We start from the raw sequence: 14,972 nt of genomic DNA, 5'->3' as shown, positions 1-14,972 counted from the left end.
CGATGTTCGCCGAATGGCACGGGAACAGTGGACTTTCGCCGCTTCCCGGAGCGCGACGAACCGGTCAGGCTCTTCCTGGTGACCTCTCGGTCGCCCGCGGGTCGCGCACTCGGCCCGGGATGTCGACGGAGGGGCCCGCATGTCCGGTTCACCGCGCTCGCCGTGGGCGGTCATCGCTGCGCTCGTCGTCGCGGCCGTGCTCGCGGGAGCGGCTCCTGCCGCCTCGGGGGTCATCGAACCGGCGGATGATCCCGTGCCCGGCGTGAGCGCTCCGGATGCCGCGGCGTCGATGGAGCGGGCCTACGAGTTCCTCGACGCCCGTGTCGACGAGTTCTGCGACGGGGCCGGGCGCTGTCTGCCCCGCAGCTATCAGGGTGGATTCTTCACCACCCCGAGCTGGGACTTCACGCCGTCGTTCGTCTACGACGACGCGCTCGTCGTGATCGCCTACACGGCCCGAGGCCTGCCCGCCGACCTCCGCCGTGCGCAGGCGATCGGCGACACGCTGCTGTTCGTGCAGGAGGAGGATCCGATCGGCGACGGGCGCGTGCGCACGTCGTACGAGCCCCACGGCATCCGTCAGGGGCGGGTGGAGATCACCGGCCCCGGTACCTTCACCGGGAACCAGGCCTGGGTCGGGATGAGCCTCGCGAGGCTGTTCCACGCGACGGGCGAGACGAAGTACCTCGACGGGGCGCTGCGGATCGCCGAGTGGATCCAGGCGAACACCGCCGACATGGTCCGCGCTCCCTTCGGATACACGGGCGGCCAGCTGGACGACGGCACCTCGCTGACGTGGAAGTCGACCGAGCACAACAGCGACATCTCCGGGTTCTTCACGCAGCTGGCCCAGCTCACCGGCGAGGCCGTGTGGGCGGATCGGGCAGCGGTCGCCGCCGGTTTCGTCGCCGCGATGCAGAGCGCGGACGGCCATGTCGACACCGGCACGGGCCTCGACGGATCGACGATCAACACCCGACCCGTGCCCCTGGATGCCCAGACGTGGAGCTACCTCGGCACCGGCGACCCGCGCTACGGCGCGGCGCTGGACTGGACGCTCGCCCACCTGATCGCGAACGACGGCCCCTACGCGGGACCGTCGATCAGCGACACCGACGTCTCGAAGGTGTGGTTCGAGGGCGCGGGGAACCTCGCGCTCGGGCTCCGGCTGCGCGGTGGGCAGGGTGATGCGGATCGCGCAGAGGCGTTGTTGAGCAGCATCCGTCTGGTGCAGCGCGACGCCCTCAATGGAGACGGCAAGGGGATCGTGGCGACGTCGAGCGACGGCCTCGACTCCGGCTTCGGCGACCTGTACTACGCGAGCCTGCACACGGGTGCGACCGCCTGGTACCTGCTCGCGGAGGCCGGGGACAACCCCTTCCGCCTTCCGCCCGGCTGACCTGGCGGTTCTACGCCGCGACGCGTGCGACCGCGGCGACCGCGCTCGCGAAGAAGCCGATGCCGTCGATGCCGCTGCGCATCGCGACCGCCGTGTCCGGGCCGAAGCCCGGCTCGACCGCGTGCTCGGGGTGCGGCATGAGGCCCACGACGTTGCCCGCCTCGTTGGTGAGCCCGGCGATGTCGCGCAGGGAGCCGTTCGGGTTGACGCCGGCGTAGCGGAAGGCGACCAGGCCCTCGCCCTCGAGGCGGTCGAGCGTCGCGTCGTCGGCGATGTAGCCGCCGTCGCCGTTCTTCAGCGGGATGACGATCTCCTGGCCCGTGCGGAACGCGTTCGTCCAGGCCGTGTCGGAGTTCTCGACGACCAGCTTCTGGTCGCGGCGCACGAAGTGCTGGTGGTCGTTGCGGATCAGGCCGCCGGGCAGCAGGTGCGCCTCGACGAGCATCTGGAAGCCGTTGCAGATTCCGAGGATGGGCATGCCCTTGGCCGCGGCATCCTTCACCTCGGCCATGATCGGCGAGAGCGCGGCGATGGCTCCGGCGCGCAGGTAGTCGCCGTAGCTGAAGCCGCCGGGCAGCACGAGGGCGTCGACGCCCTCGAGGTCGTGCGAGCCGTGCCAGAGGGCGACGGGCTCGGCGCCGGCGATGCGGACGGCGCGCTGCGCGTCGCGGTCGTCGAGCGAGCCGGGGAAGGTGACGACGCCGATGCGCACGGTCATTCGACGACCTCGACGCCCACCACGTCCTCGATCACGGAGTTCGAGAGCACCTCGTCGGCGACGCGCTTCGCCTCGGCGAGCAGCTCGTCGGTGACCTCGCCCTCGACCGTGAGCTCGAAGCGCTTGCCGATGCGGACGTCGGCGAAGCCCTCGACGCCCAGGCGGGCGAACGCGCCCGAGACGGCCTTCCCCTGCGGGTCGAGGAGTTCGGACTTGGGCATGACGTCGACGACGATGGTGGGCATCGTGATCCTCCAGGCGGCCGCAGGCCGTAGCTATGGTCGTTGAGCGACGAGCGCTAGCGAGGAGTCGAAACGCCGGAAGTCGCGGGAAGGCTGGCGCCCTCAGTCTACCGGCCCCGGCACCTCGTCCTACGCGGGGTCGGAGTGGAAGACCGTGTGCAGATCGCCGATGGCTGCACGGCCGCCGAGCCCGTCGATCTCGAACAGCACCGAGATGCCCGCGACGTGGCTGCCGAGGCGCTCGACGAGCTCCCGTCCGGCGGCGAGCGTGCCGCCCGTGGCGAGCACGTCGTCGATGAGCAGCACGCGGGATCCGGCGGGCAGGTCGTCGTGCATCTCGATCGTCGCGGTGCCGTACTCGAGGGCGTAGTCGACGGATGCCGCGGGCCGCGGCAGCTTGCCCGCCTTGCGGATCGGGATCAGGCCGACCCCTGCCGCGATCGCGGCCGCTCCGGCGAGGATGAAGCCGCGCGCCTCGATGCCGGCGACCACGTCGAACTGTCCGGCGAAGGGCTCGATGATCGCCTCGGTGGTGACGCGAAGTGCTTCGGCGTCGGCGAGCAGCGGGGTGATGTCGCGGAAGACGATGCCGGGTTCCGGGTAGTCCGGGATGCTGCGGATCAGCGATGCGGCGCGGGTGAGGGCGGGGGAGAGAGCGGCTTCGGGCACCGGGCAAGGCTACCTCCTCCGTCGCGCTTGACTTTCGTGGGAGCGCTCCCATAGAGTGACGTCTCAGTTCGTGGGAGCGCTCCCACGACACCCTGAGCACCACACTGCGCGACCCCCACCACAAAGGAGTGACCTGTGAACACACGTGCCCGCACCCGGATCCTGACGGCAGCCGCCGTGGCATCCGTCTCCGCCCTCGCCCTGGCCGGCTGCTCCGGCGCCACCGGCGGCGACGCCGGCGGCAGTGGCGACGAGGACGTCACGCTGACCGTCACCACGTTCGGCACCTTCGGCTACGAAGACCTCTACGACGAGTACGAGAAGGAGCACCCGAACGTCACGATCGAGGCGACCAACATCGACACCGGCGGCAACGCCCGTACCGATGCCTTCACCAAGATCGCCGCCGGCTCCGGCCTCAGCGACATCGTCGCGATCGAGGAGGGGTGGCTCGGCGCCATCATGGACGTCTCCGACACCTTCGTCGACCTGCGCGACTTCGGCATCGAGGACCGCAAGGCCGACTGGGTCGACTGGAAGTACGGCCAGGCGACGGATGCCGAGGGCCGGGTCATCGGCTACGGCACCGACATCGGCCCGAGCGGCATCTGCTACAACGGCGCCGCGTTCGAGGCCGCTGGCCTGCCCAGCGACCGCGAGTCCGTGGCCCAGCTGCTCGACGGCGATTGGGAGAACTACTTCGCCGTCGGCGCCGACTACACGGCCAAGACCGGCAAGGCCTGGTACGACCACTCCGGCTTCGTCTGGAACGCCATGGTCAACCAGCTCGACGAGGGCTACTACACCGCCGACGGCAAGGTGAACGTCGAGGACAACGCCGAGCTGAAGGAGCGCTTCGAGCTGCTGGGAGCCGCGACCGAGGGCGGCCAGTCCGCCGCGCAGACCGCCTGGGACTGGAACGGCGGAAAGTCGTTCGTCGACGGCACCTTCGCGACCTTCGTGTGCCCGGGCTGGATGCTGGGCGTCGTCCAGGGCCAGGTCGAGGCCGGCGGCGGAGACGCGGCGACCGGCTGGGACTTCGCCGACGTCTTCCCCGGAGGGGCGGCCAACTGGGGCGGCGCCTTCCTGTCGATCCCGGAGAGCTCGCAGCACCAGGAGGCGGCCGCTGAGCTCGCCGACTGGCTGACGCAGCCCGAGCAGCAGGTGAAGCAGTCCGCCGCCGCGGGCAACTTCCCCTCGACCGTCAAGGCGCAGGAGACTCTCGCCTCCGAGGCGACGCCGAACGCGTTCTTCAACGACGCACCCACCGGCGCGATCCTGGCCGAGCGCGCGAAGGGCGTCGTGGCGCAGTTCAAGGGCGCCGACGACTCCGTCATCCAGGAGAACGTCTTCGGCCCGGCTCTCAGCGGACTCGACCGCGGTGACACCGACACCCAGGGTGCCTGGGATGCCGCGATCAAGCTCCTGAACGAGCTCGTCGACTGACACCCTCGGGCGTTTCGTCTCGCTCGGCTCCGCCGTGCTCGCTCAACGACCGACACCATCCGGTCGTTGAGCGAGCGCAGCGAGACGAAACGCCCACTGCTCGCATCCGACAAGGAAGACCCATGACTCTCACCGATGAGCGCCGGGCGACGGCATCCGCGCCCCCGCAGAAGACGGATGCCGTGCCGAAGCGGCCGTGGCGCCATCGCGTCTCGCGCTTCGACCAGAACGCGTCTCCGTACTTCTACATCTCCCCGTTCTTCCTGCTCTTCGGGCTCGTCGGACTGTTCCCGCTGCTCTACACCGTGTGGGTGGCCGTGCACGAGTGGGACCTGCTCAAGGGCGAGGGCGACTTCGTCGGCGTCGGCAACTTCGTCGAGATCCTCGGCGACTCGATGTTCTGGAACTCGATCGGCAACACCCTGAGCATCTTCCTGCTCTCCGCGATCCCGCAGCTCGCGGTCGCCCTGGTGATCGCCTACCTCCTCGACCGGGGGCTGCGCGCTCCGACGTTCTGGCGCATGAGCGTGCTCATCCCCTTCGTCGTCACGCCGGTCGCGGTCGCGATCATCTTCTCGAGCATCTTCAACGAGGCCGACGGTCTCGCCAACAACCTCCTGAACCTCATCGGCATCGCCGACCAGGAGTGGAAGCACAACACGGCGCTGTCGCACATCGCCATCGCGGTGATGGTCAACTTCCGCTGGACCGGCTACAACGCGCTCATCCTCCTCGCCGCGATGCAGGCCGTCCCGCGCGACCTCTACGAGTCCGCCGCGCTCGACGGCGCCGGGGCCGCACGCCGCTTCTTCTCCATCACCATCCCCACGATCCGGCCGACGCTGATCTTCGTGATCATCACCGCCACGATCGGCGGGCTGCAGATCTTCGCCGAGCCGCGTCTCTTCGACGTGTCGACGGCGGGCGGCATCGGCGGCAGCGATCGTCAGTTCCAGACGACCGTGCTCTTCCTCTGGGAGCTCGCCTTCTTCCGCCGCGACCTCGGTGAGGCATCCGCCGTCGCCATCCTGCTGTTCCTGCTCATCGTGGGCATCGGCGTGATCAACTTCCTGATCTCCCGTCGCATCTCCACGGGCAGCGATCCGAAGAACCGGGCTGCGCGCCGCCGCGTCCGCTCGGCCAAGGAGGAGGCGCGATGACCGCCACCCAGGCCCTCAGCGTGCCGGAGAAGATCCGCCGCCGCCGCAGCGCGACCGGAGGGAACGCCGGCATCGGCAGCCGTCCCGGCTTCCTCACCTACGGCCTGCTCGCGGCCTTCATCATCGGCAGCGTGTACCCGCTGTGGTGGTCCGTGGTCGTGGCGAGCGGCACCAACGCCACCCGCGGCGAGACGCTGCCTCTCATCCCCGGCGGCAACTTCCTCGTCAACGCCGCCAAGGTGTTCGACGCGATCCCGTTCTGGCTGGCCCTCGGCAACTCCTTCCTCATCTCGGGCATCATCACGATCTCGGTCGTGACCTTCTCGACGCTCGCCGGCTACGCCTTCGCGAAGCTGCGCTTCAAGGGGCGCGACGGACTGATGATCTTCGTGATCGCGACCATGGCGATCCCCACCCAGCTCGGCATCATCCCGCTGTTCATGCTGATGCGCGAGCTCGGCTGGACCGGGTCGATCGGCGCGGTCATCGTGCCGACGCTCGTCACGGCGTTCGGGGTGTTCTTCATGCGGCAGTACCTCGTCGACGTGATCCCGGACGAGCTGATCGAGGCAGCGCGGATGGACGGCGCGAACCAGTTCCGCACCTTCCTCACCGTCGGTCTCCCGGCTGCCCGCCCCGCCATGGCGATCCTCGGCCTCTTCACGTTCATGACCGCGTGGACCGACTACCTGTGGCCGCTGATCGTGCTCTCCCCCCAGAACCCGACCCTGCAGACGGCGCTCAGCCAGCTGCAGTCCGGGTACTACATCGACTACTCGATCGTGCTCGCCGGCGCGGTGCTCGCGACCCTTCCGCTGCTCGTGCTCTTCGTGGTCGCGGGGCGGCAGCTGGTCAGTGGCATCATGGCGGGCGCGGTGAAAGGATGACCTCTATGACGCGCCCCTTCCCTTCGGACTTCCTCTTCGGCGCCGCGACGGCGGCGTATCAGATCGAAGGAGCGGCCTTCGAGGACGGACGCACCGCCTCGATCTGGGACGCGTTCTCGAAGGTGCCGGGTGCGGTGATCGGCGGCGACGACGGCGAGGTCGCGTGCGACCACTATCACCGCTACGCCGACGATGTCGCACTCATGCGCGAGATCGGGCTGCAGACGTACCGGTTCTCCACGTCATGGTCGCGGGTGCGCCCCGACGGCGGCGCCGTGAACCCGAAGGGCGTCGACTTCTACGAGCGCCTGGTCGACGAGCTGCTCGCCGCCGACATCCTGCCCTGGCTCACGCTGTACCACTGGGACATGCCGCAGGCGCTGCAGGATGCCGGGGGCTGGACCAACCGGGACACCGTCGACCGCTTCCTGGAGTACGCCGGCTCCATGCACGACGCCCTGGGCGACCGGGTCAACGTCTGGACCACGCTGAACGAGCCGTGGTGCTCGTCGTTCCTCTCGTACACCGGCGGTGAGCACGCGCCGGGGCACACGAGCATCGCCGAGGGGCTGCTGGCCTCGCACCACCTGCTGCTCGCGCACGGCGCCACGGTCCGCGAGCTGCGCGGCCGCGACGCGTCGCTCAATCTCGGCATCACGCTGAACCACACAGTCGCCGACCCGGCCGACCCGCAGAACCCCGCGGATGTCGATGCCGCGCGCCGTGTCGACGGGCAGTTCAACCGCTGGTTCCTCGACCCGATCTACCGCGGGGCCTACCCGGCCGACATCGTCGAGGACATCAGGGCGGTCGATGCGGATGCCGTCGCCCTGTTCGAGGCTGCGGTCCACGACGGCGACCTCGAGACGATCTCGCAGCACATCGACACCCAGGGCGTGAACTACTACCACGGCGACTTCGTGGCGGGCGCGGCTCCCGCCGAGCCGCCGGTCTCGGGCGGTCCCGCGACCGAGCGGAAGGGGCGCAGCCCGTACCCCTCGAGCGACGGCATCCATTCGGTCGAGCGGGGTCTCCCGCGCACCGCGCAGAACTGGGAGGTGCAGCCGGAGGGGCTCACCCGCCTCCTCCAGCGCGTGTGGACCGAGTACGCGGAGCCTGCGGGAACCGTGCTCTACATGACCGAGAACGGTGCCGCCTATGACGACGTCGCCGTGGTCGAAGACGGCGAGACCCGGGTGCACGACGCCGAGCGCACCGAGTTCCTGCGACTGCACCTCGGCGCCGTCCTGGATGCCGCGGATGCGGGCGTCGACGTGCGCGGCTACTTCTACTGGTCGATGTTCGACAACTACGAGTGGGCCTGGGGCTACGACAAGCGGTTCGGCATCGTGCGCGTGGACTACGACACGCTGGAGCGGAGCCTGAAGGACTCCGGCAGGGAGTACGCGCGCATCATCGCCGCCCGCAGCCTCTGAGCCGATCCGCCGTTCGAATCGCGCGAATGGTCGCCTGCGGGCCGGAAAAGGGACCAGTCAGCCGATTCGAACAGGGCTCCGGGGCCGGTCGACGCCGGAGATGCACGCGGAGCAGACAGAATAGGGCGATGGAAGAGAGCGTGCGGTGATGTCGTCACGGGCGACCATCGAGGAGGTGGCATCCGCTGCCGGGGTGTCCCGGTCGACGGTGTCGCGGGTGGTGAACGGCTCGACGGCGGTGAGTCCCGAGGCGCTCGCCGCGGTGCGTGCCGCCATCGACGAGCTGAGCTACGTGCCCAACCGTGCCGCCCGGTCGCTGGCATCACGGCAGACCCACGCGATCGCCCTGATCGTCCCGGAGGACACGAACCGCTTCTTCGGCGACCCGTTCTTCGCCGCGATCGTCGCCGGCATCACCGGCAGACTCGGCGGCTCGGACTACCTGCTCAACCTGCTGATCGCCAGCGACGACCCCGGCGACAAGATGACGAGCTTCGTGCGCAACGGCGGTGTCGACGGCGCGCTGATCGTGTCGCACCACACCAGTGACGCGTTCATCGATCGGATCGCGGATGCCGTGCCCGTCGTCTACGGCGGACGCCCCGTGCGCCGACGCGAGACCGACTACGTCGTCGACGTGGATAACGTCGCCGGGGCGGAGAACGCCACCCGCCGACTGGTCGACATCGGTCGGACCCGCATCGCGACGGTCTCCGGCACGCCGACCATGGTGTCGTCGATCGACCGCATGCAGGGATTCCGGCGGGCCCTCGCGGATGCCGGGCTGCAGCCGTTCGCGGAGGAGGCCGGCGACTACAGCGAGGCCAGCGGAGCCGATGCCATGCGCCGCATCCTCGCGGCGGGCGCGCCCGACGCGGTGTTCGTCGCGAGCGACCTGATGGCGCGGGGCGCGCTCACGGCCCTGCGCTCGGCAGGACTGCGCGTTCCGGAGGATGTGGCGCTCGTCGGCTTCGATGACTCCTCGGTCGCGACGTCGACCGAGCCCGCGCTGACCACGATGCGCCAGCCGATGTACGCCCAGGGAGAGGCCATGGCGGGCGTGCTGCTGGCGCGGCTCGCGGGCGAGGATCCGGCGCACACGACGATCCTGCCGACCGAGCTCGTGGTGCGGGCTTCGGCGTAGCGGGCTCGAGTTCGCGGCACGGGAGAGGTGAACACGGCTGTGGCCCTGGCGCCCCCTCCGGGCCAGGCCCACAGCCGTGGGTCTAGGAGCTCAGCCGAGGCCGAGCGTTCGCAGCAGGCCGCCGCCGAACAGCGAGAACGCCGTCACTCCGGCTGACAGCAGCAGCACGCCGGCGGTCCCCGCGACGGCGAGGACGGAGATCCCGCGGCCGCCGAGCCGCTGCCCGCGGAGCCCGACGGAGACGCCGGCCCGCGCGGCGATCTCGCCGGCGTCGTCGTCGCGGTACAGCGCGGTGCGCGCGGCGAAGCGGCGGTGGAACTCCTCGGCGAGCGTGATCGCGGCGGCCATGGTCCCGGCGCGATCGAATCGGGTGCTCGCGGGCAGATAGACGTAGAGCCGGTCGGAGACGAGCTCGATCTCGGCACCTGCGCCGAGGTCCAGCACCCGGGCCATGAGATCGGGCGTGAAGATGTACAGCGCGTCCTGCTGGTAGCCCTCGGGCACGATCAGGCGGAAGGTCGAGGCGAAGTCGCCCTCGAGATCCATCCGGGCCGCTCCCCGGCCGAGCCCCAGCGTGGGGATGATGCTGCGTCGCTTGTTGGCGAGCACGATGTGCGGCACGGATGCCGGCAGCGGCAGCTCGATGAATGCGAACGGGCGCTGCACGGTCGCCCGCTCCTGCCCGCGGGATACCGAGTGGTGCACGCCGAGCTCGAACGGCATCCGCTCGTCGTCGCACGCGACGATCGCGCGCTCCTGCCCGCGCAGGACGCGGGTGAAAGCCGCTCCCGGTCGGCGGGTGTGCTCGAGCGTGTCGGCGTAGGCCCATCCGTTCTGCCAGGCGAACGCGGCGATCTTGACCCTGCGGCTCAGCCCGACGGAGTACCAGACGAATCCGACCGCGGCGAGCACGGTGTACCCGATGACGAATACCCCGAGGATCGGCGCGACCGCGAGGATGTCGGTGCGCCCGAGGAACCACAGTCCCACGAGCATCGCCGCGGCGAACAGCAGCACGGCGATGAGGATCACCACGAAGCGGCGGTGCGGCGGCATCCGGCAGATGCGCTCGTAGGCGAGGATGTCGCGGAATCCGGCGCTGCGTCGCAGCGGTTCCAGGTCGACGGTCAGCGGCTCCACGACAGCGTCGCCCACGGGCCGTTGCGCTTCTCGGTCGCGGCGGCCTTGAAGTCCGACCAGCCGTCGCCGAACTTCTCGAACGACTTCTCGTCGACGTTGCCGTCGCTCCAGTGCATGACGCGCCCCGCGATGTAGCTCAGGCCGAAGTCGGCCCACGAGGCGAAGCCGGGGCGCGCGTCGGCGTTGATCCGACGGATGATCTCCCGCGCCTCCGCGACGTCGCCGTGACCCAGCGCGACACCCCAGGTCGTCATCGCGACGGCCTGGCCCAGGGCGTACCCGTCGAGCGTCTTCACGAAGACCCCGGGCGACACGATGTCCTTGCCGACGCGCTTGCGCACCTCCGACTCGATGTACTCGATCGCGGTGACGAAGCTGCGCGCATCGCGCTTGTCGCCGCCTTCCTCCACGATCGCCGCGAGCCATTCCTTGGCCTTCGGCGTGCGGCCGAGACGTTCGGCGACCGCGGTGCGGACGGCGAGGTAGAGCGTCCACATTTCGCGGCGGCGACGGTCGCTGGTGAGGCGCTCGATGTTGTCGAGCCAGTCCTGACGCGAGTGCACGCCCCACTGGTCGACGAGCACGGACTTCTCCCGCGCACCGAGCCCCGAGGCGGTCGGGTCGTTCCACGGACCGGAGGGGAGGTTCGTGATCTGCAGGAACCCGAGTGCGATCTCGTTGGCCTCGGCGTCGGCCGTGGAGAACTGCTCCGAGGGCTTCACCTTCGCGTCGGGCAGCAGCCAGACGACGATGAAGAACAGCACGATGACGCCGACGATCGCCCACACCCACCACTGCTCGATGAGCCAGCCGATGATCGAGCCGAGGTCATTGAAGTCGACGCGCGCGAAAGGGTGCATTGCTACTCCTGGCAGGGATGAATCCGTCGTCGTTCACAGATTGAACGAACATTCAGTGAGTAATCTATACGGCACGGGGAGGATTTCGAAAGCTGCGGTCGCGAACTCAGGAGGTGGATGCCGCATGGCGCGCTCCGACGAACGGAACAGAGTCGCGCGGGAACGCTCGCGCGAGGCGCTGCTCCAGGCGGCGATCGAGGTCTTCAGCGAGCGGGGCGTCTCGGGGGCCAGCATCGCCGAGATCACCTCCCGCGCCGGCGTCGCCCAGGGGCTCGTGAACTATCACTTCGGGGGCAAGGATCATCTGGTCGCCGCGGTGATCGACCGCTGGTTCGAGACCGTCCTCGGTTTCGCCCGCGTCGAAGGGACGCCGGACGAGGCGCTCGCCGCGGTCATCGACGGGGCCCTCATGGCGACGGCCTACGCGCTTCCGCTGCAGAGGGCCGTGCTCGCCATGCAGCAGCAGCCTGCGACGCACCGTCTCTTCGCCGAGTCCGAAGCGCGGCACGAGGCGGCCGCGACGGCGGCGGAGGATGCCGTGCGCGATCTGTTCCGCGCCCGCGGCGCCGACGACCCGGCGCTCGAGGAGGTCATGCTGCGGAGCACGCTCGAGGGGATCTTCGTGAAGTACGCGGTGTTCGGCGAGACCTATCCGCTGGAGGACGCGCGGCGATGGATGCACCGGCGCTACGGCCTGCCCGAGCCCGCCGCGCCGATGCCCATGGCGCCCGTCGTCGTGCGCGACGGACAGCCCCGCCCGCGAGCGAGCGGAGCTGTCTGCCCAGGCGATTCCTGAGCGAGACGCGCCGAGACGAGACGCCCGGACCGCCCGGCCGTCAGGCCGGGTCGCCGCCGAGGGGGCCGACCGCCTCGAGCGGCTTGGGGTCGTCGGCGCCGGTCTTGCGGAGACGGGCGATGAGGTTGCCGAGGTGGTAGATGAGGATCGCCGCCACCGTCGCGATGACGATGCCGCCGAGCTCGAAGCCCGATGCCTCGTCCTTGATCATGAACCCGCCGACGGCCATGATGAGCGCGACGGCAGCCGTGTACTGGTTCACCGGCCGGGAGAAGTCGACGCGGTTGTCGACCCAGATCTTGATGCCGATGACGCCGATCAGGCCGTAGAGAGCGGTGGTGACGCCGCCGAGAACGCCGGCCGGGACCGAGTTGATGACCTCGCCGAACTTCGGTGACAGGCTCAGCAGGATTGCTGCGGCGCCCGCGACCCAGTAGGCGGCGGTGGAGTAGACCCGTGTCGACGCCATGACGCCGATGTTCTCGCCGTAGGTCGTCGTGCCGGAGCCGCCGAAGAAGCCGGCCAGGGTGGTCGAGACGCCGTCGGCGATCAAGGCCTTCCCGGTCTGCTCGTTGATGGTGCTGTCACCGGTCATGGTGGCGACGCCGCGCACGTGTCCGACGTTCTCGGCGATGAGCACGAGCACGACGGGGAGGAACATGGCGAGCGCGGTCAGCGTGCCGGGCTCGGTGAAGTTCGGCAGGGTGAAGGTCGGCAGGCCGATCCAGTCCGCCTTCTCGACGGCCTCGAAGTTCAACTCCCCGCGGAACGCCGCGAAGATGTATCCCGCGATCACGCCGAGGAAGATCGAGATGCGTCCGAGGAACCCGCGGAAGACCACGGCGAAGATGATCGTGATGGCGAGCGTGAACGTCGCGGTGATCGGCGCCGCGGCGTAGTTGTTGTGCGCGGCGCCGGCGAGGTTGAACCCGATGAGCGCGACGATCGTGCCGGCGAGCACCGGCGGCAGGAAGCGATCGACCCACTTGACGCCGACGGTGTGCACGACGACGCCGATGATCGCGAGCAGCACGCCCACCGCGACGATGCCGGCGAGCGCGGTGCCCATGTTCGCGGATGCCGTCGCCGCGGTCACCGGCGCGATGAAGGCGAACGACGAGCCGAGGTAGCTGGGCAGCTTGTTGCGCGTGACGAGGAGGAACAGGATCGTTCCGACACCGCTGAAGAGCAGGGTCGTGGCGACCGGGAAGCCCGTGATGATCGGCACGAGGAACGTGGCGCCGAACATCGCGATCACGTGCTGGAGGCCGATCGCGATCGTGGCGGGCCAGTTCAGGCGCTCGTCTGGGCGCACGACGGCGCCGGGCTCGAGGGTGCGGCCGTCTCCATGCAGCTTCCACAGGGCCATGCGGTCTCCTCAGGTTCAGGGGATGGTCGCGCGGGGGATCGCGACCGTGCTGGAGCCACACTACCGATTCCTGAGTGTTGGCTGGGTGCCCCGACCGAAGGCGACGGCTTCCTCCACACCGATGTGCGTCGGGTGAGTCACCCGCGGGGTCAGGCGCCGAGGCGCTCGATCAGCTCGCGGTAGCGGTCGGCCGTGCGCTCGACGATGTCGTCGGGGAGCAGCGGCGGCTCGCCCTGCTTGTCCCAGTTCGCGGCGAGCCAGTCGCGCACGATCTGCTTGTCGAAGCTCGCCATCCGCTCGCTCGGGGTGGTGCCGTTCTTCCAGGCCTCGGCATCCCAGTACCGCGAGGAATCGCTCGTGAGCACCTCGTCGGCCAGGCGCAGGACGCCATCGGGGTCTGTTCCGAACTCGAACTTGGTGTCGGCGAGGATCAGCCCCTTCTCCTCGGCGATCGCGGCGGCGCGGGCGTAGATCGCGAGCGAGGCATCGCGCAGCTCGGCGGCGCGGTCGGCGCCGACGAGCTCGACGACCTTCTCGAAGGTGATGTTCTCGTCGTGCTCGCCCATCGGCGCCTTGTAGGCGGGGGTGAACAGGGGTGCAGGCAGCCGGTCGCCGTTCTGCAGGCCGGCGGGCAGCGGGATGCCGCAGACGGTGCCGCTCTCCTGGTACTCCGCCCATCCGGAGCCGGTGATGTAGCCGCGGACGACGCACTCGATCGGCAGCATCTCGAGCGACTGCGCGAGCATCGCACGGTCGGCGACGGATGCCGGGATCTCGCCGTCGGCGAGATGGTTGGGCACGTCGGAGAGCTGCGCGAACCACCAGCGGCTGAGCCGGGTGAGCAGGGCGCCCTTCTCGGGGATGCCGGGGGACAGCACGAAGTCGAAGGCGCTCACGCGATCCGAGGCGACGACGAGGATGCGCGTGTCCTCCGGGTCCTCGGATGCATGCAGGTCGCGGACCTTGCCCGAGTAGATGTGCCGCCAGCCGGGGATGGTCCGTGCCGTGCCTTCTGATGAGGTGCTCACCCGCCCCATTATCCCGGTTCGTCGCGCCTGGTGTCGGCGCGGGTGCCTAGCCTGGAGGCGTGAGCGACGACACCTTCACCGAGCGGCTTCGTCTGTCCCGTCCCGTCCTCGGCGACGTCGACGCGCTGTTCCCGATCCAGACCGATCCACGCGTGTGGGCGCACTATCCGAGTCTCCGGCACACCGACCCGGCGCAGACCCTCGAGATGATCGAGAGGTGGAGGGGGAGCTGGGCCGAGGCGGGGCTCGGTTCGTGGGTCGCGCGTCTGCGCGATACCGACGAGGTCGTCGGCAACGGCGGATGCACGCTGCTGGGCGGCCGGGTGTGGAACGTCGGCTACCGGATCTCGGCGGACCATCACGGGCGGGGACTCGCGACCGAGCTGGCGCGGGCCGGCATGGAACGGGCGCGCGCGATCGATCCCGACCGTCCTCTGGTCGCGTACCTGGTCGAGCACAACACGGCGTCGGCGCACGTCGCCGAGAAGCTCGGCCTCGCTGTCGTCCACCGGGCCCCTGATGCCGGGAACCCCGATGCGTCCGTGATGCGCCTCGTCTACGCGGATCGACCGTTGAGCCCAGCGCAGCTCGATGCCGCGTTGCGCTGAGACGACGCACGGTCGCGTCTTGTCCCACCGCGCCGAAAGGCGTATAGTCCACGTGGACTAATCGAGGTGG

15 protein-coding genes are annotated in these 14,972 nt (G+C 69.6%); 8 read left to right on the top strand and 7 right to left on the bottom strand.

All coding sequences use genetic code 11. The features are described from left to right. Positions 1 to 139 precede the first annotated feature (139 nt). On the top strand, positions 140 to 1,399 hold the full coding sequence (locus tag MRBLWH11_RS02575; protein WP_341946562.1) for a hypothetical protein: 1,260 nt from the start codon (positions 140 to 142) through the stop codon (positions 1,397 to 1,399). Between the two features lie 10 nt (positions 1,400 to 1,409). Here MRBLWH11_RS02575 and purQ read toward each other — a convergent pair whose 3' ends face one another. The 3 genes from purQ to MRBLWH11_RS02560 form a co-directional block, all read right to left on the bottom strand. Continuing rightward, a complete protein-coding gene (gene purQ, locus MRBLWH11_RS02570) occupies positions 1,410 to 2,117 on the bottom strand; it encodes a phosphoribosylformylglycinamidine synthase subunit PurQ (protein WP_116635974.1) in 708 nt (235 codons plus the stop codon). Continuing rightward, positions 2,114 to 2,362 carry a phosphoribosylformylglycinamidine synthase subunit PurS gene (purS, locus tag MRBLWH11_RS02565; RefSeq protein WP_116635973.1) on the bottom strand — a complete coding sequence of 83 codons (249 nt, stop codon included), beginning with the start codon at positions 2,360 to 2,362 and terminating at the stop codon, positions 2,114 to 2,116. Before purS ends, purQ begins: the two co-directional genes overlap by 4 nt. 126 nt (positions 2,363 to 2,488) lie before the next feature. Then, positions 2,489 to 3,028: an adenine phosphoribosyltransferase gene (locus MRBLWH11_RS02560; RefSeq protein WP_116635972.1), complete on the bottom strand. Its 540-nt coding sequence runs from the start codon at positions 3,026 to 3,028 to the stop codon at positions 2,489 to 2,491. 135 nt (positions 3,029 to 3,163) lie between these two features. On the opposite strand from MRBLWH11_RS02560, the gene MRBLWH11_RS02555 reads away from it, so the two are divergent. From MRBLWH11_RS02555 to MRBLWH11_RS02535, 5 genes are all read left to right on the top strand, one after another. After that, positions 3,164 to 4,474 carry an ABC transporter substrate-binding protein gene (locus MRBLWH11_RS02555; RefSeq protein WP_341946561.1) on the top strand — a complete coding sequence of 437 codons (1,311 nt, stop codon included), beginning with the start codon at positions 3,164 to 3,166 and terminating at the stop codon, positions 4,472 to 4,474. Positions 4,475 to 4,596: 122 nt separating this feature from the next. After that, entirely contained in the window at positions 4,597 to 5,634 is a 1,038-nt protein-coding gene (locus tag MRBLWH11_RS02550; protein WP_341946560.1) for a sugar ABC transporter permease, read from the top strand. Beyond that, complete coding sequence (locus MRBLWH11_RS02545; RefSeq protein WP_116634043.1) at positions 5,631 to 6,521, top strand: carbohydrate ABC transporter permease; 891 nt, start codon at positions 5,631 to 5,633, stop codon at positions 6,519 to 6,521. The genes MRBLWH11_RS02550 and MRBLWH11_RS02545 overlap by 4 nt, the downstream gene beginning before the upstream one ends. 5 nt (positions 6,522 to 6,526) lie before the next feature. Beyond that, positions 6,527 to 7,957, top strand: coding sequence for a GH1 family beta-glucosidase (locus MRBLWH11_RS02540; protein ID WP_341946559.1), 1,431 nt, complete (start codon positions 6,527 to 6,529; stop codon positions 7,955 to 7,957). A gap of 145 nt (positions 7,958 to 8,102) precedes the next feature. Next, positions 8,103 to 9,101 carry a LacI family DNA-binding transcriptional regulator gene (locus tag MRBLWH11_RS02535; protein WP_341946558.1) on the top strand — a complete coding sequence of 333 codons (999 nt, stop codon included), beginning with the start codon at positions 8,103 to 8,105 and terminating at the stop codon, positions 9,099 to 9,101. A gap of 90 nt (positions 9,102 to 9,191) precedes the next feature. Here MRBLWH11_RS02535 and MRBLWH11_RS02530 read toward each other — a convergent pair whose 3' ends face one another. Both MRBLWH11_RS02530 and MRBLWH11_RS02525 read right to left on the bottom strand, forming a co-directional pair. After that, positions 9,192 to 10,256 (bottom strand): hypothetical protein, encoded by a 1,065-nt coding sequence (locus MRBLWH11_RS02530; protein ID WP_341946557.1) that lies wholly within the window; start codon positions 10,254 to 10,256, stop codon positions 9,192 to 9,194. Next, on the bottom strand, positions 10,229 to 11,101 hold the full coding sequence (locus tag MRBLWH11_RS02525; protein WP_341946556.1) for a DUF1266 domain-containing protein: 873 nt from the start codon (positions 11,099 to 11,101) through the stop codon (positions 10,229 to 10,231). Before MRBLWH11_RS02525 ends, MRBLWH11_RS02530 begins: the two co-directional genes overlap by 28 nt. Before the next feature lie 124 nt (positions 11,102 to 11,225). Between MRBLWH11_RS02525 and MRBLWH11_RS02520 the strand changes: the two genes are divergently transcribed. Next, positions 11,226 to 11,897, top strand: coding sequence for a TetR family transcriptional regulator (locus MRBLWH11_RS02520; RefSeq protein ID WP_341946555.1), 672 nt, complete (start codon positions 11,226 to 11,228; stop codon positions 11,895 to 11,897). Positions 11,898 to 11,937: 40 nt separating this feature from the next. Here MRBLWH11_RS02520 and MRBLWH11_RS02515 read toward each other — a convergent pair whose 3' ends face one another. Together MRBLWH11_RS02515 and MRBLWH11_RS02510 are read right to left on the bottom strand one after the other, a co-directional pair. Further along, the gene (locus MRBLWH11_RS02515) at positions 11,938 to 13,266 is read right to left on the bottom strand and encodes a solute carrier family 23 protein (protein WP_341946554.1); all 1,329 of its coding nucleotides are present in this window, start codon (positions 13,264 to 13,266) and stop codon (positions 11,938 to 11,940) included. A gap of 149 nt (positions 13,267 to 13,415) precedes the next feature. Further along, positions 13,416 to 14,303: a phosphoribosylaminoimidazolesuccinocarboxamide synthase gene (locus MRBLWH11_RS02510; RefSeq protein ID WP_341946553.1), complete on the bottom strand. Its 888-nt coding sequence runs from the start codon at positions 14,301 to 14,303 to the stop codon at positions 13,416 to 13,418. Between the two features lie 50 nt (positions 14,304 to 14,353). Here MRBLWH11_RS02510 and MRBLWH11_RS02505 point away from each other — a divergent pair, with 50 nt between their 5' ends. Beyond that, the gene (locus tag MRBLWH11_RS02505; RefSeq protein ID WP_341946552.1) at positions 14,354 to 14,902 is read left to right on the top strand and encodes a GNAT family N-acetyltransferase; all 549 of its coding nucleotides are present in this window, start codon (positions 14,354 to 14,356) and stop codon (positions 14,900 to 14,902) included. The last annotated feature ends 70 nt before the right edge of the window (positions 14,903 to 14,972 follow it).

Source organism: Microbacterium sp. LWH11-1.2, from assembly GCF_038397745.1.
In the GTDB taxonomy this organism is placed as follows: domain Bacteria; phylum Actinomycetota; class Actinomycetes; order Actinomycetales; family Microbacteriaceae; genus Microbacterium.
This window is presented reverse-complemented; position numbering and strand designations above follow the sequence as displayed.

Coding starts and splice junctions, on each gene's coding strand:
- MRBLWH11_RS02575 (WP_341946562.1), top strand. CDS start 140: ATGTCCGGTTCACCGCGCTCGCCGTGGGCGGTCATCGCTGCGCTCGTC.
- purQ (WP_116635974.1), bottom strand. CDS start 2,117: ATGACCGTGCGCATCGGCGTCGTCACCTTCCCCGGCTCGCTCGACGAC.
- purS (WP_116635973.1), bottom strand. CDS start 2,362: ATGCCCACCATCGTCGTCGACGTCATGCCCAAGTCCGAACTCCTCGAC.
- MRBLWH11_RS02550 (WP_341946560.1), top strand. CDS start 4,597: ATGACTCTCACCGATGAGCGCCGGGCGACGGCATCCGCGCCCCCGCAG.
- MRBLWH11_RS02545 (WP_116634043.1), top strand. CDS start 5,631: ATGACCGCCACCCAGGCCCTCAGCGTGCCGGAGAAGATCCGCCGCCGC.
- MRBLWH11_RS02540 (WP_341946559.1), top strand. CDS start 6,527: ATGACGCGCCCCTTCCCTTCGGACTTCCTCTTCGGCGCCGCGACGGCG.
- MRBLWH11_RS02525 (WP_341946556.1), bottom strand. CDS start 11,101: ATGCACCCTTTCGCGCGCGTCGACTTCAATGACCTCGGCTCGATCATC.
- MRBLWH11_RS02520 (WP_341946555.1), top strand. CDS start 11,226: ATGGCGCGCTCCGACGAACGGAACAGAGTCGCGCGGGAACGCTCGCGC.
- MRBLWH11_RS02515 (WP_341946554.1), bottom strand. CDS start 13,266: ATGGCCCTGTGGAAGCTGCATGGAGACGGCCGCACCCTCGAGCCCGGC.
- MRBLWH11_RS02510 (WP_341946553.1), bottom strand. CDS start 14,303: ATGGGGCGGGTGAGCACCTCATCAGAAGGCACGGCACGGACCATCCCC.